This is a genomic window from Polynucleobacter sp. AP-Jannik-300A-C4, assembly GCF_018688335.1.
GTDB lineage: Bacteria > Pseudomonadota > Gammaproteobacteria > Burkholderiales > Burkholderiaceae > Polynucleobacter.
This window is the reverse complement of record NZ_CP061316.1, coordinates 1,932,745-1,953,446: the sequence shown is the minus strand read 5'-3', so window position 1 is coordinate 1,953,446 and position 20,702 is coordinate 1,932,745. Positions and strand designations below refer to the sequence as shown.

At 42.6% G+C, this 20,702-nt stretch carries 25 protein-coding genes and 1 tRNA gene; 19 read left to right on the top strand and 7 right to left on the bottom strand.

Features of this window, described 5'->3' with window-relative positions; all coding sequences use genetic code 11:
• Nucleotide 1: 1 nt before the first annotated feature.
• Nucleotides 2–3,034, top strand: coding sequence for a type III restriction-modification system endonuclease (locus FD975_RS10215; RefSeq protein ID WP_215302273.1), 3,033 nt, complete (start codon nucleotides 2–4; stop codon nucleotides 3,032–3,034).
• A 59-nt stretch (nucleotides 3,035–3,093) separates the two neighbouring features.
• Nucleotides 3,094–4,308, top strand: a complete 1,215-nt coding sequence (locus tag FD975_RS10210) for a tyrosine-type recombinase/integrase (RefSeq protein WP_215302272.1) — start codon at nucleotides 3,094–3,096, stop codon at nucleotides 4,306–4,308.
• 63 nt (nucleotides 4,309–4,371) lie between these two features.
• Here FD975_RS10210 and FD975_RS10205 read toward each other — a convergent pair whose 3' ends face one another.
• From FD975_RS10205 to FD975_RS10195, 3 genes are all read right to left on the bottom strand, one after another.
• Nucleotides 4,372–5,412 carry a hypothetical protein gene (locus FD975_RS10205; protein ID WP_215302271.1) on the bottom strand — a complete coding sequence of 347 codons (1,041 nt, stop codon included), beginning with the start codon at nucleotides 5,410–5,412 and terminating at the stop codon, nucleotides 4,372–4,374.
• Between the two features lie 246 nt (nucleotides 5,413–5,658).
• A complete protein-coding gene (locus tag FD975_RS10200; RefSeq protein WP_015422233.1) occupies nucleotides 5,659–6,225 on the bottom strand; it encodes a site-specific integrase in 567 nt (188 codons plus the stop codon).
• Between the two features lie 319 nt (nucleotides 6,226–6,544).
• Nucleotides 6,545–7,003: a hypothetical protein gene (locus FD975_RS10195; protein ID WP_015422232.1), complete on the bottom strand. Its 459-nt coding sequence runs from the start codon at nucleotides 7,001–7,003 to the stop codon at nucleotides 6,545–6,547.
• Nucleotides 7,004–7,339: 336 nt separating this feature from the next.
• Between FD975_RS10195 and FD975_RS10190 the strand changes: the two genes are divergently transcribed.
• The 5 genes from FD975_RS10190 (at nucleotide 7,340) to FD975_RS10170 (ending at nucleotide 9,090) form a co-directional block, all read left to right on the top strand.
• The gene (locus FD975_RS10190) at nucleotides 7,340–7,831 is read left to right on the top strand and encodes a DUF6641 family protein (RefSeq protein WP_371743379.1); all 492 of its coding nucleotides are present in this window, start codon (nucleotides 7,340–7,342) and stop codon (nucleotides 7,829–7,831) included.
• Nucleotides 7,832–7,916: 85 nt separating this feature from the next.
• Entirely contained in the window at nucleotides 7,917–8,054 is a 138-nt protein-coding gene (locus tag FD975_RS10185; protein WP_215302269.1) for a hypothetical protein, read from the top strand.
• Between the two features lie 60 nt (nucleotides 8,055–8,114).
• Nucleotides 8,115–8,261 (top strand): hypothetical protein, encoded by a 147-nt coding sequence (locus tag FD975_RS10180; RefSeq protein ID WP_215302268.1) that lies wholly within the window; start codon nucleotides 8,115–8,117, stop codon nucleotides 8,259–8,261.
• A 2-nt stretch (nucleotides 8,262–8,263) separates the two neighbouring features.
• The gene (locus FD975_RS10175; protein WP_215302267.1) at nucleotides 8,264–8,434 is read left to right on the top strand and encodes a hypothetical protein; all 171 of its coding nucleotides are present in this window, start codon (nucleotides 8,264–8,266) and stop codon (nucleotides 8,432–8,434) included.
• An 86-nt stretch (nucleotides 8,435–8,520) separates the two neighbouring features.
• The gene (locus FD975_RS10170; RefSeq protein ID WP_215302266.1) at nucleotides 8,521–9,090 is read left to right on the top strand and encodes a Panacea domain-containing protein; all 570 of its coding nucleotides are present in this window, start codon (nucleotides 8,521–8,523) and stop codon (nucleotides 9,088–9,090) included.
• Between the two features lie 622 nt (nucleotides 9,091–9,712).
• Here FD975_RS10170 and FD975_RS10165 read toward each other — a convergent pair.
• On the bottom strand, nucleotides 9,713–10,057 hold the full coding sequence (locus tag FD975_RS10165) for a hypothetical protein (protein WP_215302265.1): 345 nt from the start codon (nucleotides 10,055–10,057) through the stop codon (nucleotides 9,713–9,715).
• 17 nt (nucleotides 10,058–10,074) lie between these two features.
• Between FD975_RS10165 and FD975_RS10160 the strand changes: the two genes are divergently transcribed.
• Nucleotides 10,075–10,150, top strand: a tRNA-Phe gene (locus tag FD975_RS10160).
• An 82-nt stretch (nucleotides 10,151–10,232) separates the two neighbouring features.
• Here FD975_RS10160 and FD975_RS10155 read toward each other — a convergent pair.
• Nucleotides 10,233–10,694 carry a GNAT family N-acetyltransferase gene (locus tag FD975_RS10155; protein ID WP_215302264.1) on the bottom strand — a complete coding sequence of 154 codons (462 nt, stop codon included), beginning with the start codon at nucleotides 10,692–10,694 and terminating at the stop codon, nucleotides 10,233–10,235.
• A gap of 280 nt (nucleotides 10,695–10,974) precedes the next feature.
• Here FD975_RS10155 and FD975_RS10150 point away from each other — a divergent pair, with 280 nt between their 5' ends.
• Both FD975_RS10150 and FD975_RS10145 read left to right on the top strand, forming a co-directional pair.
• Nucleotides 10,975–11,802 (top strand): cation transporter, encoded by an 828-nt coding sequence (locus tag FD975_RS10150; RefSeq protein WP_215302263.1) that lies wholly within the window; start codon nucleotides 10,975–10,977, stop codon nucleotides 11,800–11,802.
• 245 nt (nucleotides 11,803–12,047) lie between these two features.
• The gene (locus FD975_RS10145; protein ID WP_215284971.1) at nucleotides 12,048–12,662 is read left to right on the top strand and encodes a class I SAM-dependent methyltransferase; all 615 of its coding nucleotides are present in this window, start codon (nucleotides 12,048–12,050) and stop codon (nucleotides 12,660–12,662) included.
• A gap of 80 nt (nucleotides 12,663–12,742) precedes the next feature.
• Here FD975_RS10145 and FD975_RS10140 read toward each other — a convergent pair whose 3' ends face one another.
• On the bottom strand, nucleotides 12,743–13,093 hold the full coding sequence (locus FD975_RS10140) for a DUF3147 family protein (protein WP_215302262.1): 351 nt from the start codon (nucleotides 13,091–13,093) through the stop codon (nucleotides 12,743–12,745).
• 84 nt (nucleotides 13,094–13,177) lie between these two features.
• Between FD975_RS10140 and FD975_RS10135 the strand changes: the two genes are divergently transcribed.
• The 4 genes from FD975_RS10135 to FD975_RS10120 all read left to right on the top strand — a co-directional run bounded on the left by FD975_RS10135 (nucleotide 13,178) and on the right by FD975_RS10120 (nucleotide 15,885).
• Entirely contained in the window at nucleotides 13,178–13,510 is a 333-nt protein-coding gene (locus FD975_RS10135; RefSeq protein ID WP_215302261.1) for a hypothetical protein, read from the top strand.
• Nucleotides 13,511–13,567: 57 nt separating this feature from the next.
• Nucleotides 13,568–14,173: a DUF6803 family protein gene (locus FD975_RS10130; protein WP_215302260.1), complete on the top strand. Its 606-nt coding sequence runs from the start codon at nucleotides 13,568–13,570 to the stop codon at nucleotides 14,171–14,173.
• Between the two features lie 125 nt (nucleotides 14,174–14,298).
• On the top strand, nucleotides 14,299–14,817 hold the full coding sequence (locus tag FD975_RS10125; RefSeq protein WP_215302259.1) for a DinB family protein: 519 nt from the start codon (nucleotides 14,299–14,301) through the stop codon (nucleotides 14,815–14,817).
• 252 nt (nucleotides 14,818–15,069) lie between these two features.
• Nucleotides 15,070–15,885, top strand: coding sequence for a 4-hydroxy-tetrahydrodipicolinate reductase (locus tag FD975_RS10120; protein ID WP_215302258.1), 816 nt, complete (start codon nucleotides 15,070–15,072; stop codon nucleotides 15,883–15,885).
• A 242-nt stretch (nucleotides 15,886–16,127) separates the two neighbouring features.
• Here FD975_RS10120 and FD975_RS10115 read toward each other — a convergent pair whose 3' ends face one another.
• A complete protein-coding gene (locus tag FD975_RS10115) occupies nucleotides 16,128–16,919 on the bottom strand; it encodes an energy transducer TonB (protein ID WP_215302257.1) in 792 nt (263 codons plus the stop codon).
• Between the two features lie 228 nt (nucleotides 16,920–17,147).
• Here FD975_RS10115 and FD975_RS10110 point away from each other — a divergent pair, with 228 nt between their 5' ends.
• The 5 genes from FD975_RS10110 (at nucleotide 17,148) to FD975_RS10090 (ending at nucleotide 20,657) form a co-directional block, all read left to right on the top strand.
• Nucleotides 17,148–17,396, top strand: coding sequence for a hypothetical protein (locus FD975_RS10110; protein WP_215302256.1), 249 nt, complete (start codon nucleotides 17,148–17,150; stop codon nucleotides 17,394–17,396).
• A 430-nt stretch (nucleotides 17,397–17,826) separates the two neighbouring features.
• Nucleotides 17,827–18,639 (top strand): lipid A biosynthesis acyltransferase, encoded by an 813-nt coding sequence (locus FD975_RS10105; RefSeq protein ID WP_215302255.1) that lies wholly within the window; start codon nucleotides 17,827–17,829, stop codon nucleotides 18,637–18,639.
• Nucleotides 18,640–18,739: 100 nt separating this feature from the next.
• Nucleotides 18,740–19,135 carry a DUF1398 family protein gene (locus FD975_RS10100; RefSeq protein WP_215302254.1) on the top strand — a complete coding sequence of 132 codons (396 nt, stop codon included), beginning with the start codon at nucleotides 18,740–18,742 and terminating at the stop codon, nucleotides 19,133–19,135.
• 115 nt (nucleotides 19,136–19,250) lie between these two features.
• A complete protein-coding gene (locus FD975_RS10095; RefSeq protein WP_215302253.1) occupies nucleotides 19,251–19,649 on the top strand; it encodes an MAPEG family protein in 399 nt (132 codons plus the stop codon).
• Nucleotides 19,650–19,814: 165 nt separating this feature from the next.
• Entirely contained in the window at nucleotides 19,815–20,657 is an 843-nt protein-coding gene (locus tag FD975_RS10090) for an alpha/beta hydrolase (protein WP_215302252.1), read from the top strand.
• Nucleotides 20,658–20,702 lie beyond the last annotated feature (45 nt).

The following is a 20,702-nucleotide window of genomic DNA, read 5'->3' as shown; positions in this document are numbered from 1 at the left end:
TATGAAGCTCAAGTTCAAAGTTCAGCAATACCAATCGCAAGCAGTACAAGCTGTTACGGACTGCTTTGCAGGTCAGTCACCTACAAGTGCTGTTCAGTATCGCGTTGATCCTGGCAAGGTAAACAATACTACTGAAGCCATGTTTGATGCTGGTTTTAGGAATTCAGATTTCACTATCAGTAATAGCAAGATTTTTGAAAACATTGCACAAGTACAGCGTGGTCAAAACCTACCTGTTTCAGCAAACTTAGTCAGCACTAAGGTTTGTCAAGTAAACCTTGATGTTGAGATGGAAACGGGTACAGGTAAAACGTACTGCTACATCAAGACAATGTTTGAGCTTAACAAGCTGTATGGGTGGAGCAAGTTCATTATTGTTGTGCCAAGTATTGCGATCCGCGAAGGTGTTTACAAGTCCCTTCAGATCACGGCTGATCACTTCTTAGAAATTTATGGGAAGAAGGCTCGTTTCTTTATCTACAACTCAAAGCAGTTGCATAACCTTGAAAGCTATTCCTCAGATGCAGGAATCAATATCATGGTAATCAACGTCCAAGCTTTCAATGCAACTGGTAAGGATGCGCGCAGGATTTATGAAGAGCTGGATGACTTTCAGTCACGAAGACCAATTGATGTGATCAAGGGCAACAAGCCCATCATGATCTTGGATGAACCTCAAAAGATGGAAGGCGCAAAGACACTGGACTCATTGAAGGAGTTCAATCCTTTGTTTATGTTGCGCTACTCAGCAACACACAAGACTACCCATAACAAGATTCATCGCCTTGATGCACTGGACGCGTACAACCAAAAGCTAGTGAAGAAGATTGCAGTGCGTGGCATTTCAGTTAAAGGCTTGTCAGGCACTAACAGCTATCTTTACCTTGAAGGAATTCAAGTTAGTGCCACTAAGCCACCTGAAGCTCGTATTGAATTTGAGATTAAACAAAACAATGGCAACAAGCGTGTTGTTCGCAAACTCTCAAAAGGTCAAAACCTGTATGACGAATCAAATGGTATGGAGCAGTACCGTGATGGTTACGTCATTGCTGACATAAATGCAAACACAGACACTGTTAGCTTTACAAATGGCATTGAGCTTGTGGCTGGTGAAGCAGTTGGTGATGTGAATGAGTTGTCATTGCGCCGCATCCAAATCCGTGAAGCAATCAAAGCACACTTTGAAAAAGAACAGGCTTTGTTCAATCAGGGCATCAAAGTGCTCAGCCTCTTCTTCATTGACGAGGTTGTGAAGTATCGTGATTACAGCCAAGATGATGAGCAAGGTGAATACGCACGTATTTTTGAGGAAGAGTACAACAACGCGCTAAACGAAGTCCTCACTCTAGAAGATTCTGCTTACAACAAGTACTTGCGTGGCATACAGGCTAATCAGACGCACAGCGGGTACTTCTCAATTGATAAGAAGACCAAGCGCCTTGTTGATCCTGAAACTGGAAAAAAATCCACTGAAACAGATGATGTAGATGCGTATGACTTGATCCTGAAAGACAAGGAGCGTTTGCTCTCGTTTGCAGAACCAGTACGCTTTATCTTTTCACACTCAGCGTTACGTGAAGGCTGGGACAATCCAAACGTATTTGTGATTTGCACACTTAAACATAGTGACAACACAATTTCACGCAGACAAGAAGTTGGACGTGGCTTGCGTCTGTCAGTGAATCAACTTGGTGATCGCATGGACAATCCTGCAACGGTTCATCAGGTGAATGTGCTTACGGTTGTTGCGAGCGAAAGTTACAAAGATTTTGTAACAGCATTACAACGTGACATTAGCGAATCTCTTTCAGAGCGGCCAAGAGTTGCCAGTGAATCGTATTTCTCTGGAAAAGTCCTCAAGACAGATGCTGGCGATGTTGCTGTGACACCGCAGATTGCAAAGCAAATCTACAAGTACCTAGTCAAGAACGACTACACGGATGATTTGGATAGGATTGCCGAGAAGTACCACGAAGATAAGCGAACTGGCGCAGTAGCTGAGTTGCCTCCTGAATTAGAGCCATATGCAGAACAAGTTTTCGCACTCATTGAAACGGTATTTAATGATGCACAGTTGCCGATGCCTGAGAATGATCGTGGCGCGAAGATTAATCCATTGAACGCTAATTTTGAGAAAAAAGAGTTCAAGGAGCTTTGGAATCGCATTAATCGTAAAGCTGCATACAGCGTCCACTTTGACAGTGAAGAGTTGATTGCAAAGTGCATAGCAACGTTGGATGCTGAGATGCGGGTTACGCCTTTGCAGTACACAGTACATCGTGGCGAGCAAGCGGATACTGCCACGTATGACGATGTGAAAAGTGGTGATGCGTTCAAACTAGTTGAAACTGAGACTGCAAGTGAGCGTGTCTCAGCCCATTCTTCAGTCAAATACGATCTAGTTGGCAATATTGCTGAGGCTACACAGCTTACTCGCGCAACTATCGTGTCAATCTTTGGCGGGGTAACTAAGCCTGTATTTGCTCAGTTCAGGACTAATCCCGAGAGCTTCATTTCTGAAAGTAGCCGTCTAATTAATGAACAAAAGGCTACCTGCATCATTGAGCATTTGGCTTATGACCCTATTGCTGAAACGCACGACATTGATATTTTCACAAGCACTCAGTCTAAGCAGGACTTTTCCAAAGCTGGGGATAAGTTGAAACGCCATATCTATGACTACGTAGTGACAGATTCCAACGTAGAACGAAACTTCGTAAAAGAGCTTGATACCAGTGAAGAAGTAGTCGTGTACGCTAAGCTACCACGAGGATTTCAAATACCCACGCCAGTTGGTTCATACAACCCTGACTGGGCGATTTCTTTCAGACATGGTGACGTGAAGCACATTTACTTTGTGGCTGAGACAAAAGGCTCTATGTCTTCTATGCAGTTGAGTGAGATTGAAAAGTCCAAAATTAAATGCGCTAGAAAGTTCTTTGAAGAGATCAATAAGCGAATCGATGCAGATAAGGTACGCTATGACGTAGTTGACAGTTATGGCAAGCTAAGACAACTTGTTTCACGTAATTAGGTCGCCCAAATCCTAATCTGAAATTAAGCTTGTAAGCGTCCCGTAACTAGACGCCCGACTTGCAAAATATTCAATATTTATTTCCTGAAAATAAAAAACTAGGTTCACCCAAAACAATTAGATTGTTGCAGGGTGAGCTGACCTTATTTAAGCGACCAAATAGTCGTCAATGGCAATGCCGCTTTAAGTTACCCAATGGGCAATGGCATGCTGCCTCTACCAATACAGAAGATTCTGACTTAGCTCAAACCCAAGCCCTAGCCATTTACGAAACAGTCAAAGTCAAAGTTGGCGCTGGCTTAGCCGTTGTCACCAAAACCTTTAAGCAGATTGCTTTAGACGAGTTAGCCAATATGGCTCAGGCTTTACATAACAAGCTAGGTAAGCGCATCTATCGTGACTATGCCTTTGCCATTAACAAATATCTCATTCCTTTCTTTGGGCAATATGAGATTAGTCAAATTACTAATGAACTACTAGGCGACTTTGAGTCTTGGCGCATCTCACAAATGGGCAAGACTCCTATGGCAAGCACTAAACGTAATCACGCAAGCGCCTATATCCGCGTTATTAATCTGGCCAGAGATCGTGGCTATATTGGACTTAATCAAGCGGTCCCATTATTGGATAGCAAAGGTAAAAAGAGCCAACCCCGCCCTGCTTTTACAGCAGAAGAAATTAAAGACTTATTGAGCTATACAGAGACTTGGCAAAAGAGTAGCTATACGGACAGAACAGCATTGATGAGAACGCTATGCGCCTATTACATAGAGTTTCTAGTGAATACAGGCATTCGACATGGAACGGAGGCGCTGCCACTGAGGTGGAAGCATTTGCAATGGCATTGGATTGGGGAAAAGAAATACTTAAGGATTTGGGTATCAGGTAAGACGGGTCCTAGGTATTTGATAGCAAGAACTGCTGTGGTGAAGGTATTAGAGCGAGTAATGAAGTGGCAGAAGTTGCCTTACTCGGGGCTCAACGCAGTGATTGAGGCTAAGGTTGATGCGGTGGTATTCCGTTTGCCAACAGGCGAGCAAATTAGCAACATGGAAAATATCTTTCGTAACTTAATGGTTCGTAGCAACATGAGGGTTGATGGCGGAGGTCAGAACAGAACCTTATATAGCCTACGTCATACCTATGCCACATTCGCCCTAGCAAGAGGGGTTGATATTCACACTCTGGCTAGGCAAATGGGTACTAGTGTTGGCATGATTGAGCGACATTATTCCAAGTTAACTCCTATGATGAATGCCGAGAAGTTGGCTTAAAACCTGTTCTAAATGGAACAACGTATTAAAACAACAGCTACCCCTGCAGTGGTAGCGGTCGTCTTAAACAGTAATGACTGCCTTATCAGTCGGGTTAGCTATACGTTCCGCGACTTTAAAGACTGCATTCGCTTCTGCGCCCAAATCCCATAAATCAGGCTTGAGATCGACATTTTTGCTGCTTTGCTTGATCTGCTCATAGCGTTGTTCACGACGAGCTTGCACAAACTCTCCAGCTTCTTTGTTGATAACAAACTTGATGGGTAATCGGGCAGAGATTTCAGCCAATGCCTTTTCCATTGCACGCCAATCCGTATCATCAGGTTTTTTGGTAAACAAGAGCTTGGCAAATACATAGCCAGAGTTTTTGCTATCAAAGCTTAAAGGCTCTTCAATCTTATTGATGTCCTTTGTGCTTTTGACCAGTTCATCAAGCTTTGCACCTGTTAGCTTATTTAACGCATACCCCTTAGTCAGGCATTCCTCAAATGCATCTGCTGGAATTTGAGTAATCAAGTAGATATTGGTCCAACTTGCTGGCAGTTGATCCACATATTGAATAAAGCGTGGATATACCCGACCAATTGCAGAGAACTTGCGAACAGTACTGCTGTAGTCCTTAAGTCCGACTTCTTCGCAAAAAGTTTTAAATTGAAACTTATCTAGCGATTGCTCTGCCTCATAAACCACGCGGCACATCTCTAAAGTGCTACGAGCAGTTTTCTCAACACCAGCTTTAAACGCAGTTACATACTCTTTGCGCTCTTTTGGGATGATTGCTGATGTATCTGCTGTGGCAGCCTCTACGCTGAGCCTACGTTCGTACTGAACAAGGCTTGTGCTGGCAGATTTTGATGCTTTAGCTTTGTCCAAGCCTGCCTGCATACGCTGCGCTTTATCTTTGTCCGATTCTTTGGGTTCAGATGATGCTACAGGTTTTGATGAGGGTTTGACTTCACCTTCCACCTCAAATACTTCATCAAAAGTCGATGAATCCTCAGTGATGACATTGGCATTCATATTGCGAATATCCACAGAAGGAGTGGTTGATTGTGCTGCTGATGGGTTTACTGCTTGGTTAGTTACTTCAATTACATTTTCCATTTTTAAAGCTCCTTAAAAATCAACTAGGCGGTAATGGCGAAAGTGCCTGTGTGCTTTGTTGATAAGGGCAACTCTACATTTTTGGGATTTTTCAAACAAATCACCGCGTTGTTTTATTTCCTTGACAGAAAATTCCGAAAAATTAAAGCCCCATGAACAGGGGCTTGTAGGGTGATTTTCTTTTTGAGAAAAATCACTACTTTTTTGTGATTAAGAAAATGTAGTGATTAAATTCTTAGCCGACTATCAAATTAATTCCATCGCATTGCGACACATTTCAGGATTGGCATCGATATATTTTTGGGTTACCGCAATCGACCGATGACCTGCGATTTCGGCTAAGACTCGCACACCAATTCCTTTTTGGGCGAGCGAGGTAATCATCGAGCGTCTTCCCGAATGGCTGCTTGCGCCACTAATGCCCGCACCTCGATAAAGTGAAAAGAACCATACGCATAAACCGTTGGGTGTGAATTTAAGTCTTCTATCAGTGTGAAAAAAAGCAATTGTGGGATCTTTGATATGCCTAGTCTTCAAATATACTTCTAATTCCGCTTTGAGTTTACTAGCGATAAAGACGGTGCGAGGATGACCGCCTTTGGTTTGCGCGGCAGATAGTCTTACTTCGTTTTTGATCGTGCCATCGTCATTGACAATGTCGCCTAACTTTATGGAGGCGATCTCGGCGACCCGCATCCCGGTCAAAAAGCTGGTGAGGATGAGAGCGCGATTGCGCTCGGGATATTTTCTAGTGCTTGCGTAACGCAGAACTTGATCAATTTCTGCTTGGGTAAGGGTTTTAGCTTGAGCCATTTGTAAATCCTTTCATAAATAAAAAAGCACATACAAGTGTGTTTTCTTATTACAAATAAAGCGACCGAGAGCTTTTAAGCAAAGATCTTCCAAGAATCAATGAGTTACAAAATCAGGTTAAGAAAAGTAGAGTTTTCTTAACCTATATTTGCTTTAAATATTTATGCCAAATCCCTAGTGCCTGTCGTCTTTAGACGACGATCTGAGTGCTTCATACAGCAATAGCTCAAATCAACCCTGCACGCTATTTGATATGCGCCCAGCAACAAGGCGTGTGATGCCCCAAAATCGTTGCGTGTAGAGCTTTTTTGAGGGGTTTTTATTGTTTTATGTTCAAGTCCACGTTCGTGGCAACAAATACAGGCTTGTTGGCGCCCATGGCTTTACAGTGATGTGCTTTTAAGTCCCACTCATCATTTGTTCCATTTAGAACATCATCAATTTCAATATGCACTTCACCCGTAGTTTGTAGGTAAATGCAATAGCCATCGACCAGCTCTTTAGATTTAGTTAGGGGTTCGTAATGCACAATCCATGACATCACAAGATCGGGCGTATTCGCTACCCCGCAGGCTTCAAACTTTTTGAGAGTAGCGATTTGTTGATCTGTCTTGGCGGTATGTTGGAATTGTTCATATTCATAAAAATCTACTAGATACTTTTGGTTTGGATTATGAAGCTCCACCGATCCGTTATAGATGGCTCGTCTAAATAATCCCTTGCCAAATAGGGTGTTGTACTTCTCGTTGATAAAGCCTCTGATTGCGATTTCTCTCATTTATTTTCTCCTTGTGTTCTTAATTGAGTTCTTGTTGCTAGTTCCTTGGTTGGTTACAAGAGAGATCAGAAGAGATCAGTTGCAGTAAAAGTCGCAGATCTCAAAAGAGGAGTTACGAAGTTGTGTTACTTGGTCACAGTTACTCATTTGCCACTACGAGTAACTTACTAGCAACTACTCAAACTCAACTATGCAACTTCTTTTTCTTCTTGCGACATCTACTGTGTAACCAAGCAACTCGCAAAAATATTTATGACAGCTCAATAAAACCCGCATTTTTTCTATCCAAAATGAGTCGAAATAGAAGAATTGCCAAAAAGAGGTCGACCTATCTGGATGATTGAAAACAAACTGCTTGTGCCCATTAACCAAAAGGAGAAAACAATGAGCGCATTAAGTAACTTAAAACTAGTAGCAGTTAAAAAACCAACCCATATGCCTGCCGTCGTGATTCGCAGAAACAAACTTGGATCAAAACTTTGGGAGCAGATTCAGTTGGCCAAAAGTCAAATGGATGGCACGCCGTTTGTAGTGATGAAATACCGCTCAATTAAAGACCCTCAAACTGGATTGCGTAAGCAAGTGGAGGTTCCAAAAAGAATTAAGCCCTGGTGGTTCCAATCAGAACAAGGCAAGGTTTGCGTCTCTGTGAAGTATGGAAGCTGGACCATAGAATTGGCAAAGGGCAAGCCCAGTGTTGAGGTGGCTAGTGGCCTTGAGCTAGTAAAGGCATTGGAGTCGATTAAGTCGGCAGTAGAGGCGGGAGAATTAGATGCTCAGATAGAAACTGCAAGCGCCAGCTTGAGGAGTGGGTTTAAGCGACAGTGATGTTGTTAATGGCCACGATATCGTTCGTGGCCATCCAGGGATCTAGGAAATATTTAAACACTTAACAGCGTGCCTAAATATCTCTATGAAAACATATCTAGTAATCCTAAAAATCGGCGGCATAGAAGTAACAACAACAATTCAAGCGTTAAATGAGCAGCAAGTAAAAGCTTTAGCTCGCAGTTGGGGAGCAACGCATATATTGGGTATGAAAGAGCTTTAAGGCAGCGCCATCTTCGCAAACTTGCGGGGTGGCCCGATCATGGTTCGACTAAATATCTATATGAAAAGATACAAGGCAACTGTTAATGCCGCTGGAATGTGGGTGGAAACTATTCTCTATGCCCAAAATCAAGCTCAAGCATATAAATTATTCCAGGCTATATTCGGGAGCAGTAATGTTCCACATCAACCATTGCAGATTGGTTAGCTATGCGATTCAATGAAATAGCCCCTCAAAAGCCATTAAGCCCAGAGCAAGCCAGACTTAAATCAATGAAAGATCGAGTGAAGCAAGATCAGCAAGCTGTTAAAGCCGAGCGAGCCAGGCAGAAGATTAAGTCTGGCCAAGTTGAGCTTGGGAAGGCTGCTCATTTAAATTAGCCAGATAAAGGTTCGTTGTTTTTATAATACAAAATATTGATAAGGCGGCAACAGTGCTTATTGCTAAAGAGTAAAATCGACCTACTATGTTTAATGAGCGCAAAGTGGCCCAAATGGCTACTTTCTTTTTGAGAAAAGAAAGTAATGCCCGCATGTCACATCTTAAATTGATGAAATTACTCTATCTTTCAGATAGAGAGGCCATCAAATCTTTTGGAATGCCAATTTCCGGAGATCTTTATGTATCAATGCCTCATGGTCCCGTGCTTTCAAAAACCCTAAATCTGATGGACGGCGACATTGAATCTCAGGATGGTGGTTGGGAGTCTTGGATTTCTGACAAAGAAAATCATGAAGTAGCTGTTCGTTCTTCAGTGGCGCACCGAGAACTTGATGAATTAAGTAGGGCTGAGCTCGAGGTTTTGGAGATTGTGTGGGGTAATTTTGGTGGGATGGATAAGTGGACAATTCGGGATTGGACCCATATTAATTGTCCGGAGTGGCACGACCCAAATGGGTCTTCTTATTCTCTGGAGTTTGATGACATTGTCAAGGCACTAGAGAAAAGCAAAAAATTTGATAAAGAGACGGCAGCTCAAATCATCGTCTCACATAAGTCAGCTCAGGATATAGATAATTTATTTGCTTCAATATGAAGCTTTTTCTCCCTTACAAAAGGGCGGCGCTCCTGATACCTTCAGGGCCAGATGATGATCCAGATCGGAAACATTTGTTTATTCTGCTTAGCGATCCATTAAACATCGAATCTCTGCAATGCAATTTACTTGTACCAATTAGCACTCGAGATCACTTAAGAATGCAAGATTTAACTTGTGAGCTTTCAAAAGGGGATCATGATTTTATTAGGCACGATAGTTTTGTATTCTATGCAAAGATGAGGCATGAGGAGACAAGTAAATTGCTTAAGGCCGTAGCGCAGGGAACGTTCATATCACATGAATCCTTACGAGAGGATATATTTGCTCGAATTGTTACTGGCGCCATAACTTCTAAATTTACGCCGTTAAAGTATGTGCATCTCCTTGCGCCTAAGTCATAGGCGGTCTAAAGGCAATCCTCCGCCATATCCGCCCAGTTGCTGTACCGTTAAATAGGATTTGTCATCCTAAGTTGCCGCGTAGTTGAAGGCGTGTAGGATTAGTGTTTATCCGTATTTGAATATGCTGCATGCTTGCTAAACTGGCTTTGGTCTAGTGCAGTTCTCCATAGACTAAACACCTTTTGCCCGCAGATGTTTGCGGGCTTTTTCTTTGTCATTTAGAACAACACTAGATCTCTGCTGTAAATCTTTTCTTCCAGCGCGGTAAGAGACAAATAAACCAAGTTGCCATCACTTTTTTCAATGGCCAAGTACCCATCTTGTGTAGGCTTTGCTTGATAGGTGCCAATGGCCAGTGGAGCAAAACCGCCATCAGTGCCATCACTTAATCTTTTACGGGCATTAAAGCCATGAATTACTTTGATTCTCATAGGGTGCAAATTGTAGCGAAGTTGCTCTACCGTCCAGCAGGATCTACCATCCCCACCAAGCCGCAGGATCAGTAGTTTTTTACAAGAGTTAGCCACAGTAGGCACATTTAGCAAGCCCAATCCCAGTTTCATTTATAATCCTAACTCTTGGCCTGGTAGCTCAGTCGGTAGAGCAGAGGATTGAAAATCCTTGTGTCGGTGGTTCGATTCCGCCCCGGGCCACCAAGAAACATCAAAACCACCTTCGGGTGGTTTTTTCATTTGTGCGATTGTGTATCGGGTGCCTTAGGGGGTTAGCTGATTGCCTTCAAAGGATCTTCGTCATAAAAACGCTATGCGGATCGTGTTTGTAGTCGCCGAATGGACCGCACACTTCAAAGCCATTTTGTTTATATAAGGTAAGCGCCGGCTTAAATGCTTCTGCAGATCCAGTTTCAAGGCTGAGTCTAGTGTAGCCACGCATGTTTGCTTCAGAAATTATTCTATTCAACATCGCTTGTCCAACACCCATTCTCAGAAACTTAGCTTTAGTTCGCATCGACTTTATCTCACCATGAGTGCCGTCAAGCTCCATCAATGCACCGCAGCCACTTATTTCTCCCTGGCGCCATACAGACCAGAATGTAATCTCTGGTTTTCGCAAACTGTCGAGGGGTAAGGCATGAACACTTTCAATCGGTGAATTACTCAACATCTCAGTAATATGCTCTTGAACGAGTGCTTGAACATCAGCCCCACTCAGATTATCGCGGCGAATATCAAAGTTCATTGAATCATCTCAAGTACAAAACTACATCTTAAATAGTTCCCTGAGAAGGATGCGTCAATTATTTATCCCTGCGTCAGTCGACGTCGTTTAAAACGACGGTCTAGAGTCAGACATCCTCGGCTCTGGTCGATTCCGCCCCGGGCCACCAAGAAACACCAAAACCACCTTCGGGTGGTTTTTTCATTTTTACTCTCCACATTCACAGTATTCGACGCTTTTGGACTTTGCCTGCGCTGTCGTTTTAAACGACAAGCCCACTTTCAGTTACATTTGTAAATACATGGAAACCCATCAAAAATCTTCTGTAACTAAAACCATATTCATCGTGCCTGCTATGGATTGTCCATCGGAAGAGCAGATGATTCGTATGGCATTGGGTTCTTTGGCGATACACGCCATGGATTTTGATATTCCCAATCGCAAATTAATCATTTGTCATAGCGAAGAGCCTAATGTAGTTCTCGATAAATTAGTTCCCTTGGGTTTTGGGGCAAAGATTGAAAGCAGCCAAGCGTTAGAGGACTTTGAAATTAAGCTAGCTCAATTAGATGCCGCCAAAGATGCTCAAGAGCGAAAAGTCCTAATTTGGCTCTTAGCATTAAACGGATTAATGTTCTTCGTTGAGATCATTGTGGGCTGGATTGCTCAATCAGCAGGACTTATCGCTGATGCTTTAGATATGTTTGCTGATGCCGCAGTCTATATGGTAGCTTTATATGCCGTTGGTAAAGCCGCACAGCACAAGCTCAAAGCCGCTAAGTTGGCTGGTGTTGTTGAATTACTTTTGGCCACTCTTGCTTTTTGGCGTACAGGTTATCAAACTTACATTGGGGCAATGCCTCAGGCAAATGCCATGATTTGGATTTCGTTACTTGCTTTGGCGGTTAATGTCACCTGTCTATATCTAATATCTAAACGCAAAAATGATGGCGTTCATATGCGAGCCAGTTATATCTTCTCTGCCAATGATGTTTTGGCTAACATAGGCGTGATTATTGCTGGCGTATTAGTTGATTGGCTTAACAGTCCGATTCCCGATTGGATTATCGGTTTAGCTATTGGATTCTTGGTATTGAGTGGCGCTATTCGGATATTAAGGTTGAAATAGAGTCAGGTATCCTCAGCCCTGGTCGATTCCGCCCCGGGCCACCAAGAAACACCAAAACCACCTGCGGGTGGTTTTTTCATTCTGCTTGGCAGGGTTAATCGCCATTGGTATCAGATATCCCGATTAAGAAGCGTCCTTTAAAAAGACAAATCAAATAGACATCCCTGCGTCAGTAGACGTCGTTTAAAGCGACAAACTGATCTAATGAGCATAGAATGAATCAAATAATTATGTGAAAGGTAATTATGGATAACAAAGAACACTGGGAAAAAGTCTACGACACTAAGGCACCAGATGCTGTCAGTTGGTATACGCCCCATCTTGAAACTTCTTTAAATCTCATTCATCAAGCAACAGCCAATAAAGATGCCGCGATTATTGACATCGGTGGCGGCGAAGCTACTTTAGTTGACGACCTTTTATTTGAGGGTTACCAAGACATCAGTGTTTTAGATATTTCTCAGAAAGCAATTGATGTCGCTAGAGAAAGGCTGGGAAAGTCAGCAGAAGAAGTACATTGGTATTGTGCTGATATTACTCAGGCAACGCTTCCTCAGAATTATTTTGATGTTTGGCACGACAGAGCTGTATTCCACTTTTTAACGGAAGAAGCTCAGCGAGCCAGATATGTAGAGCAAGTGATGCGCTCTGTTAAGCATGGTGGTTATGTGATTATGTCCACTTTTGGTCCAGATGGCCCTGAGAAATGTAGTGGGTTGGATGTCGTTCGCTATGACTCAGAGAATCTCCATGGGCAGTTTGGCAAGACTTTTAAGCTCATTAATAGTTCAACTGAAACCCATAAAACACCAATGGGCACCACCCAACAATTCTTATATTGCTTTTGTAGGATGGAATAGAGTCAGGCATCCCCAGCCCTGGTCGATTTCGGCCCGGGCCACCAAGAAATACTAAAACCACCTCCGGGTGGTTTTTTCATTTAGAGCAGATTAATTCCAAAGCCTTTCATCACCAAGACAAATAAACCAAAGCAGATAACAGTTGTCACCACGCAAGCCCCCATGGTTATCCAGAATCCGAGCTTAGGAAGTAGATATGGAAATAATAGAAACATAGGTAGCGTTGGAATCACATACCAAAAGGTGTAATAGGCGTGATTGGCAATCTTTTCTTCGGGCTGGTTTTCTACATAAAGCCATACCAAAGTTAAAAGGGTCATTAATGGCAATGCCGCAATAAAGCCACCTAATCTATCACTGCGTTTGGCAACTTCAGAAATGAATACAACCATTCCTGCTGTTAGTAAGTATTTGGTGATGATCCAAGCCATTTGAGCCTTAAGTGTTTTTGCTTATCCCATTATAGGAATGTCGTTTAAAACGACAAATCTAGCAAATGGGCATAGAATGGAAATATGAGAAGGATATGTATCGCCCTTTGCTTTAGTCTATTTGCCAGCTTGATTCACGCAGGTAGCATGCCCGTATCTGCCGACTCCATATCACAAGCTCATTCTGGGCATGTAGTTCAGCATGATTGCCATACAAAAAGTGATGTGAATGTTGAGAAGTCGCAATCAACCAACCATCAAGCACAGCATCAATGCTGTTTGGGCGTGGTAGCAAACTTATCTACCAGCCAATATATCCAGCCAGATTTCTCAAATCACTTTGTTTCTCAAGTGCCCCAACTCATTGTTGAGGCAGTTCCAAGTCATATATTCAAACCTCCAAGACTGATTAGTTAACTAGGCATTAACTAATTTTTGTGGCATCTAGCCACCGTAATCTATTGGAGAAATCTTATGAACATGACTCACTACATGGAGTTATTGGCTGTTAATCAGCCTTGGAATTTAATTATCTTTATGGCCATACCAATTGTTTTGGCCGAAACCTTAGCTATTACTGAGTTATATCTACTCTTTACTCGCAAGTTCGATGGTGCTGTTTATTACCTCAATCGCTTTTCTGGAATTGCTGTAGGCATTTACTTTGTCGGCATCATTTACTACATTGTGATGAATGCCATCATTCCTATTACACAGGCAGGCGAGTGGAGAACGGTGATTGATGTAATCGCTGTTGGCACTTATGTCATCGCAGGATTGCCGCTGATCTGGATTGCCCTACAAGAGTTCGGTTTGGTTAATCGAGCACTAGATCAAATGGGTAAGTTAAAGATTCATGCGATATGTGTTGCCTTGTTCTTGGTATTTGGACACATCGCTATGATTGCCGGCATGCTTGATCCAAGTATTCTTGGTTATAAGGGTGCGAATGCTCATCAAATGGGTGGTAACTTGGATCACGAGTTTTGCCATCCAGAGGAGCATGAAAAGATGATGAAACAACATCAGAAAATGATGAATGGTCAGATGCCAAAGAATAATCAAGGCCACAATCACTAATGCCTTAAGGATCAGGCATCCTCGGCCCTGGTCGATTCCGCCCCGGGCCTCCAAGAAACACCAAAACCACCTTCGGGTGGTTTTTTCATTTGTTAGACTGTGCTGACTTATCCAAAAGAGGCCATATGTCTGCTGTTCGAAATATCCGAATGCTCACACGCTATAACAAATGGGCAAACAATATGCTTTTGGACGCCATTGCCACCTTGCCTCCTGAAGAGGTCACGAAACAGCGTGCCGCGGCATTTGGCGGAATGTCATTCGCTTTGGCTCATATCGCTATTGTTGACCAAATATGGCGAGCCCATTTACTTGGAATGGATCACGGATTTAAGTCGCGCACCACTGAGTCGCCAGATTCTTTGGAGTTACTGACGGAGAAATTAAATGAAATGGGTGATTGGTATATTCGGTATGCCGACACGATGAGTGAGCCGCTACTCAATGAAAAGGTTCATTTTTGCTTCGTTGATGGTGGTGCCGGAGAAATGACAAGAGGCGACATTCTGATTCACGTCTGTAATCACAAAGCATTTCATCGCGGCCATATTGGAGATATGTTTTATCAGTCAGGCTATAGGCCGCCATCAATAGATTTGCCTGTGTATATAAGAGATGCTTTTAATGAATCAGAGCTTGGATAAGGCATCCTGTGGCCCAGGTTGATTCCGCCCCGGGCCACCAAGAAACATCAAAACCACCTTCGGGTGGTTTTTTGTTTGTGGGTCAACGGCTTAAGTGACTAAATTAGATTCATAACTTTCATATGGTAAAGTAGGTCTAGAAAATATTCTTTTAACTCTTCAGTTAATTGTCCTTGCGTGTATATGCCAGCTAATCGGCATTGATATCAAAAGTATGCGCCTTTCTTTCCACTAGATCTGTAGGGGCAAAGTATGAAAGTAGGTCTTATTGGTTTTGGCAAAACAGGACGCTCTGTTGCAACGGTTTTACTTGAGTCTAAATTTACAAACCTACAGTGGGTTGTGAGGCAATCAACAACCCTTGAGCATCGCTCAGTACCTGAATTTTTAGGCATCAAGTCTGATGAGCCGGGCCTAATACATTCGAAAGATGAATTTACTGCAGATCAGTTGCTAGATCATATGCCAGTTGACGCCATCATTGATTTTTCAAATGAATCGGGTATTGATTACTATGCCGAGGCTGCGGCAAAACGCGGGGTGATTATCGTTAGCGCAGTTTCTCAATATGAGCCGGCTGTTCTCGCAAGATTAAAGAGCTTTCAAGATAGAACTGTGGTGATGCATTCACCGAACATCACTTTGGGGATTAATTTTTTATTGATTGCCGCAAAAATATTAAAAAACATAGCGCCCTATACTGATATTGAAATCATAGAGGAGCACTTTAAGAAAAAGCCTGAAGTTTCTGGTACCGCGAAAGTTATAGCAAGAGAGCTGAATCTATCAGAAGATGCGATTAAGACTATAAGGGCTGGCGGCATTATTGGCACACATGAAATTTTATTCGGCTTTCCGTACCAAACTGTGCGACTGAAGCATGAATCTATTTCACGAGAAGCATTTGGAAACGGTATCTTATTTGCCGTAGAACAGTTGCATGGAAAACCAAAAGGTTTTTATTCTATGGAAGATTTATTGCTGCCATTCTTTAAGCTTCAGGAAGATGAGAAAGAAATTACTTCTCAAAATAGAAAGCCCTGGTGGAAGTTTTGGATAAAACCCTAGTTTTGGCAGGATTACACATCTTTGGTCTTGATCAATTCCGCCCCGGGCCACCAAGAATCTCAATAGCCCACTTGTTGGGCTATTTTCTTTTAAGGATTCACAGGGTTAATCGCCATTAGTCTAGGATGTCCCCATCAAGAATCGTCCTTTTAAAGGACACTTCAATTATTCATCCCTGCGTCAGTCAATATCGTTTAAAGCGACATTACACATATATACGCATATACGTATGTATAGAAACCCTACTTTCTTTGATTAAGTTTGCCCGAGCTCCATATGTCTAGTTGCCGTTGAGCTTCAGCAGTGATGCCATCAATAGAGTCCTGAGGTAATTGCTTTAGGCATTCAGCCAAGGCTTCAGGGCTGGGTTTTTCAGCAGGCTTGCCCTTCTTAATTTCTTGCGGCGATTTGCCATCCCAAGCAAATGGATTGCCAAACGCTGGTGTATCGGGCAGGCAATCATCTCTATAGACTGGCGCATCATTTGTAGCAAATGGCGTAAATGAAATGGTTCTCTCAAAAATAAGTGGCTTGCCTGTTGGTGTGGGTGGCAGAGCTGGCATAGACTTCATTGCCTTTCTAGCTAATTGCTCCGCTTTATCGGAAGTTTTCCAAAGCGTTTCTACTTTAGTAACAGTTCCATTTGGAGCAATTTCAATGCTGAATCTCACATGTCCTTGGTCTGGTCCCTCAACAGCAGCCCCCATCATGCTTCGCACTTGTTGGCCAAAGGAGTGGCGATAGCCTTTACTATTTTTTAGTGTGTACTTAGATGCGAAAGCCCACTCTTCAGCAGTTGGGGCTGATGGCGCCGCCAATGATGCTGGTTGCCTATTACTATTTAGACTGGTATTTAAGTCGCTATTGTTTTTGGCAAAAGACTCTTCGAGTTGAACCTCAATGATGTCTGGACTTTTATCTCTGGGTTTTAAGTAGGTGAAACTTTCATATGATGTCCACAGCAGAAATAGACCTAGGTGGAGGATAACGGATAGAGAGAGCGCAAAAAGGAGCCCGAGTAGATTTTTTCTCATCAATCTAGGAGCTTAGCCGATATTACCCAGAATAGGATCAGGCATCCTCGGCCCTGGTTCGATTCCGCCCCGGGCCACCAAGATTCTATAAACCACCTTCGGGTGGTTTTTTCATTTGGAGAATACATTTCTCTTTTAAGCATTGCTTAACTCAAATTGACTATAAAATTTTTTATAATTACTATTTATAAGCCTAGGTTTAGTCAATAATTTGAAAAAAGGGCATATATGGCAAAAAAAGATTTGAGTGAATTTGGTTGGGGTACTGTAATAGATAATGAATCCATTACCAGCGTCACAAAATTGGTTGCCTTTAAAGGAGACGATGAAAAGCCCTGGCATTGTTTTTTTGCTGATATAGGTGGAGTGGAGCGAGAGTTTATGGCCCCAAATGTAAAAGTCGGTTGGTTTAATGATGGTCAACCATACCCTGGTTTAATTCGTTTAAGGGCGTACTTAATTTCTTGTATGAAATAGTTTTTGATGCGGGTCTTATCCAATTGGATAGAGTAAGACATCCTCGGCCCTGGTCGATTCCGCCCCGGGCCACCAAGAAACACCAAAACCACCTTCGGGTGGTTTTTTCTATTAAGATTTATAAATTAATTACTGATGATACAAATGAAAAAATTGCTTAAAGCCTTCAGCTCGACTCTACTCATTCTGGTGTTGAGCGGCTGTCTTGCGAGCACAACATCGCCCGTGGGTGTGAATTGTGACTTTAGTCAAGAAAAGCCTTTATGGGAGATGCCGCTTGCTTGTCAGGGTAGATAACCCTTGTGTCGGTGGCTCGATTGCACTCCGGGCCACCAAGAAACACCAAAACCACCTTCGGGTGGTTTTTTATTAATAGCGTCTAGAATGACCAATGTTGTATTTCACATTGAGGCTATTTAGCTCTCTTCCATTGGCAGCCATTCAAATTATTGGCGCTGGCATAGGTGTATTGATTTACTTGTTTTCTCCTAGGTACAGACGGCGCCTATATAAAAATCATCAGAGCGCAGCCCATTATTCTGGATTCAAATTGACCCCGTGGAGGGTGGCGGCTGAATCTGGAATGATGTTTGCAGACACATTATGGATTTGGCGACATCCGAAATCGTCCATTGAGAAAGTTAGCATAGAGCACTTAGATCAAGTTATTGAACTATCCAAAAATGGAAAAGGCTTAATTGTTCTTGCCTCACATTTCGGAGGCTTTGAGATAGTGCCACGTATCTTTGCTGAACATACAAGAGCAACAGTAATGTATAGACCAGCTAGAAAAAAATGGGTGAATGAGCTTATGCTTAAGTCACGTAAACACTCTGAAATTGATTTTGTTGAAGCAAATATTAGTGGGGTTCGTCAGATTAAACGAGCTTTAGTAAAAGGTGAGGTAGTTGGCCTATTGGCGGATCAGGTGCCTAGCGTGGGCGATGGAGTATGGGCTAAATTTTTTAATCAATATGCCTACACAACATCATTTCCAATTAAATTAGCTCGCCAAGCAAATGTAGCAATCCTTTTTGTTGGCGCAGAAAGACTGGGGTTAGGAGGAGGTTGGCTAATTAAGAGTCGCTTGATGACAGAGACCTTTCCAGATTGCCTAGTTGATGCCTGCACAGAAATGAATCAGTCTTTTGAGAAAATGATACTTTCAAAGCCACACCAATATATGTGGTCTTACAACCGCTACAAAAGACCGGTGGGAGCAGAATTGCCTCCAACAGAGTAAGGCATCCTTAGCCGGGCACCCAATAAACACCAAAACCACCTGAAGGTGGTTTTTTCATTTATGAGGCGTGATAATTCAAGTTATTAATTTAAGGTTGCTTATGAATCTGAATACAAAAGATGTTATTGAAAAATGTGCCCATCAATCTCATGCTGGTCTTCTAACCTTCCCAGAGGCATTGGGTCGCTTAATTGAGGTTGGTGTTGAGTCTTACTTCGCTGACTATCGCAATCAATCAACCACATATTATTTGTCAAGCCATCAGGTTTGTGCTGTTCCTATGGATATGCCTCTGGTGGAGATCCCAAATTCATTTAATAAAGATAGAGTCGTTTCAGCAATTCGCGGCGCTCAAAGTGATGTGGTGAGATATCCTGAGTTTCTTAAGTTAACGATGGCTGCTGGCTGCATCGGATACATTGTTTGGATAGCTGGAAGGCATGTGAGTTATTTCGGGCGGCAGGGCGAAGTGCATATTGAGCATTTTCCACAATGATCAGAGTTCCGATGCCCAAGTTAATCCTGCCTAGAGCTAGCAAGATTTCACAAGCCACCTCTGGGTATCTTTTCTTTTTCTGATTAATATCTAGGAATTCTTTTGGGAGCTCTAAATGTTATTAGTCACCTCAATCATTGCCTGTATCTTAACTATCATCTTTATCAAACTCTCGTTTGCCGTCATTGGACTGAGAAGAAAAAACAAGTGTGGACTGGGAAATGGGGGTCATGATGATCTTGAGAGGGCGATTCGTGCCCAAGGAAACTTTGCCGAATATGTACCTTTCGGAATCATATTAATTGCTTGTCTAGAATTAAATGGTGCGCCTTGGTGGTTGGTTGCAATGCCAGGCATCACTTTAGTTGTTGGACGCTTAATTCACGCTGTAGGCATCAATGAGCCGCCACCAGATTTCAGTAAACGCATTTTGGGAATGAAGTTCACATTCGGTACGTTGATTACATTAGTTATTTTCAACTTGGGATGGACTCTGTATAAGCTGGTTGAATAGCATTGGACATCTTAAGTTCTGGTCGATTCCGCCCCAGGCCATAAAGAAACGCCAAAACCACCTCCGGGTGGTTTTTTCATTTATAGGGTTTAGGATATGCCTCAAAAATAGGATAGAGTGTCACGGTTAGTTAAATCTATTTATATGCAAGTCTAGGGATAAAAAATGAAATGGCTGTTAAGCGTCTGCGCTTTCTTTTGTTTTGGCTCTGTGACCGCTCAAACAATGAGCCCCATTCTTCTTGAAGCTGATGTTGGAAGAGAGTCGGGAGTTTTTTCGAAATCTCCAGTTGTTCAAAGGGCAATATTGCTTAAGCCTTCCATGCAAACAGATACGGCTTTGCTCTTTTATCGTGGTTGGTCTGGAATTGCCAACATTAAGACGGAAAATGATTGGAAAAGAAACTTAAATTATTTACAAAACAATACTGAGTTGTTTGCTCAGTCTGGCATAGCGCTTGTTGTCATGGATTGCCCTAGTGATGAAAATAGCGTTGCACCAGGTAATAAGCCATTGGGGTGTAATGATGACTATCGATCTTCTGTGAAGCATGCCGATGACGTAAGAAAAATTATGACTCTACTGAAAGAAAAGTATGGGATCAAAAATTTTTATGTGATGGGCCATAGCTACGGAACAATCTCATCAAAGTGGCTTGCTAAAAATCTGGGTACTGAAATAAAGGGCAGTATTCATTCTGCATCTATGACGGTGGCTAATAACTACAACAGAAGCTATGGCTCTTCAGTGGAGTCATTTGATATGTCAGCATTGAGGGCGCCCGTGTTGAATATTCATCATGGCGATGATCAGTGCTCCCATACCCCTTATGCAACTGTTGTGGCATATTCTAAAAATAATTTGATAACAGTAAAAGGCGGTGAGGGTATGGGGGACATATGTGGTGGAACGCACTTACATTCGATGGGGGGCAGGGAAGAGGCCGCTACAAAAGCAGTTATTCAGTGGATTAAAACTGGTCAAGTTCAATCCACTGTTGGCGAATAGCTTATCTAGGGCCCCCAAGTATTCTCGCCTCCCTTTTACTAAGGG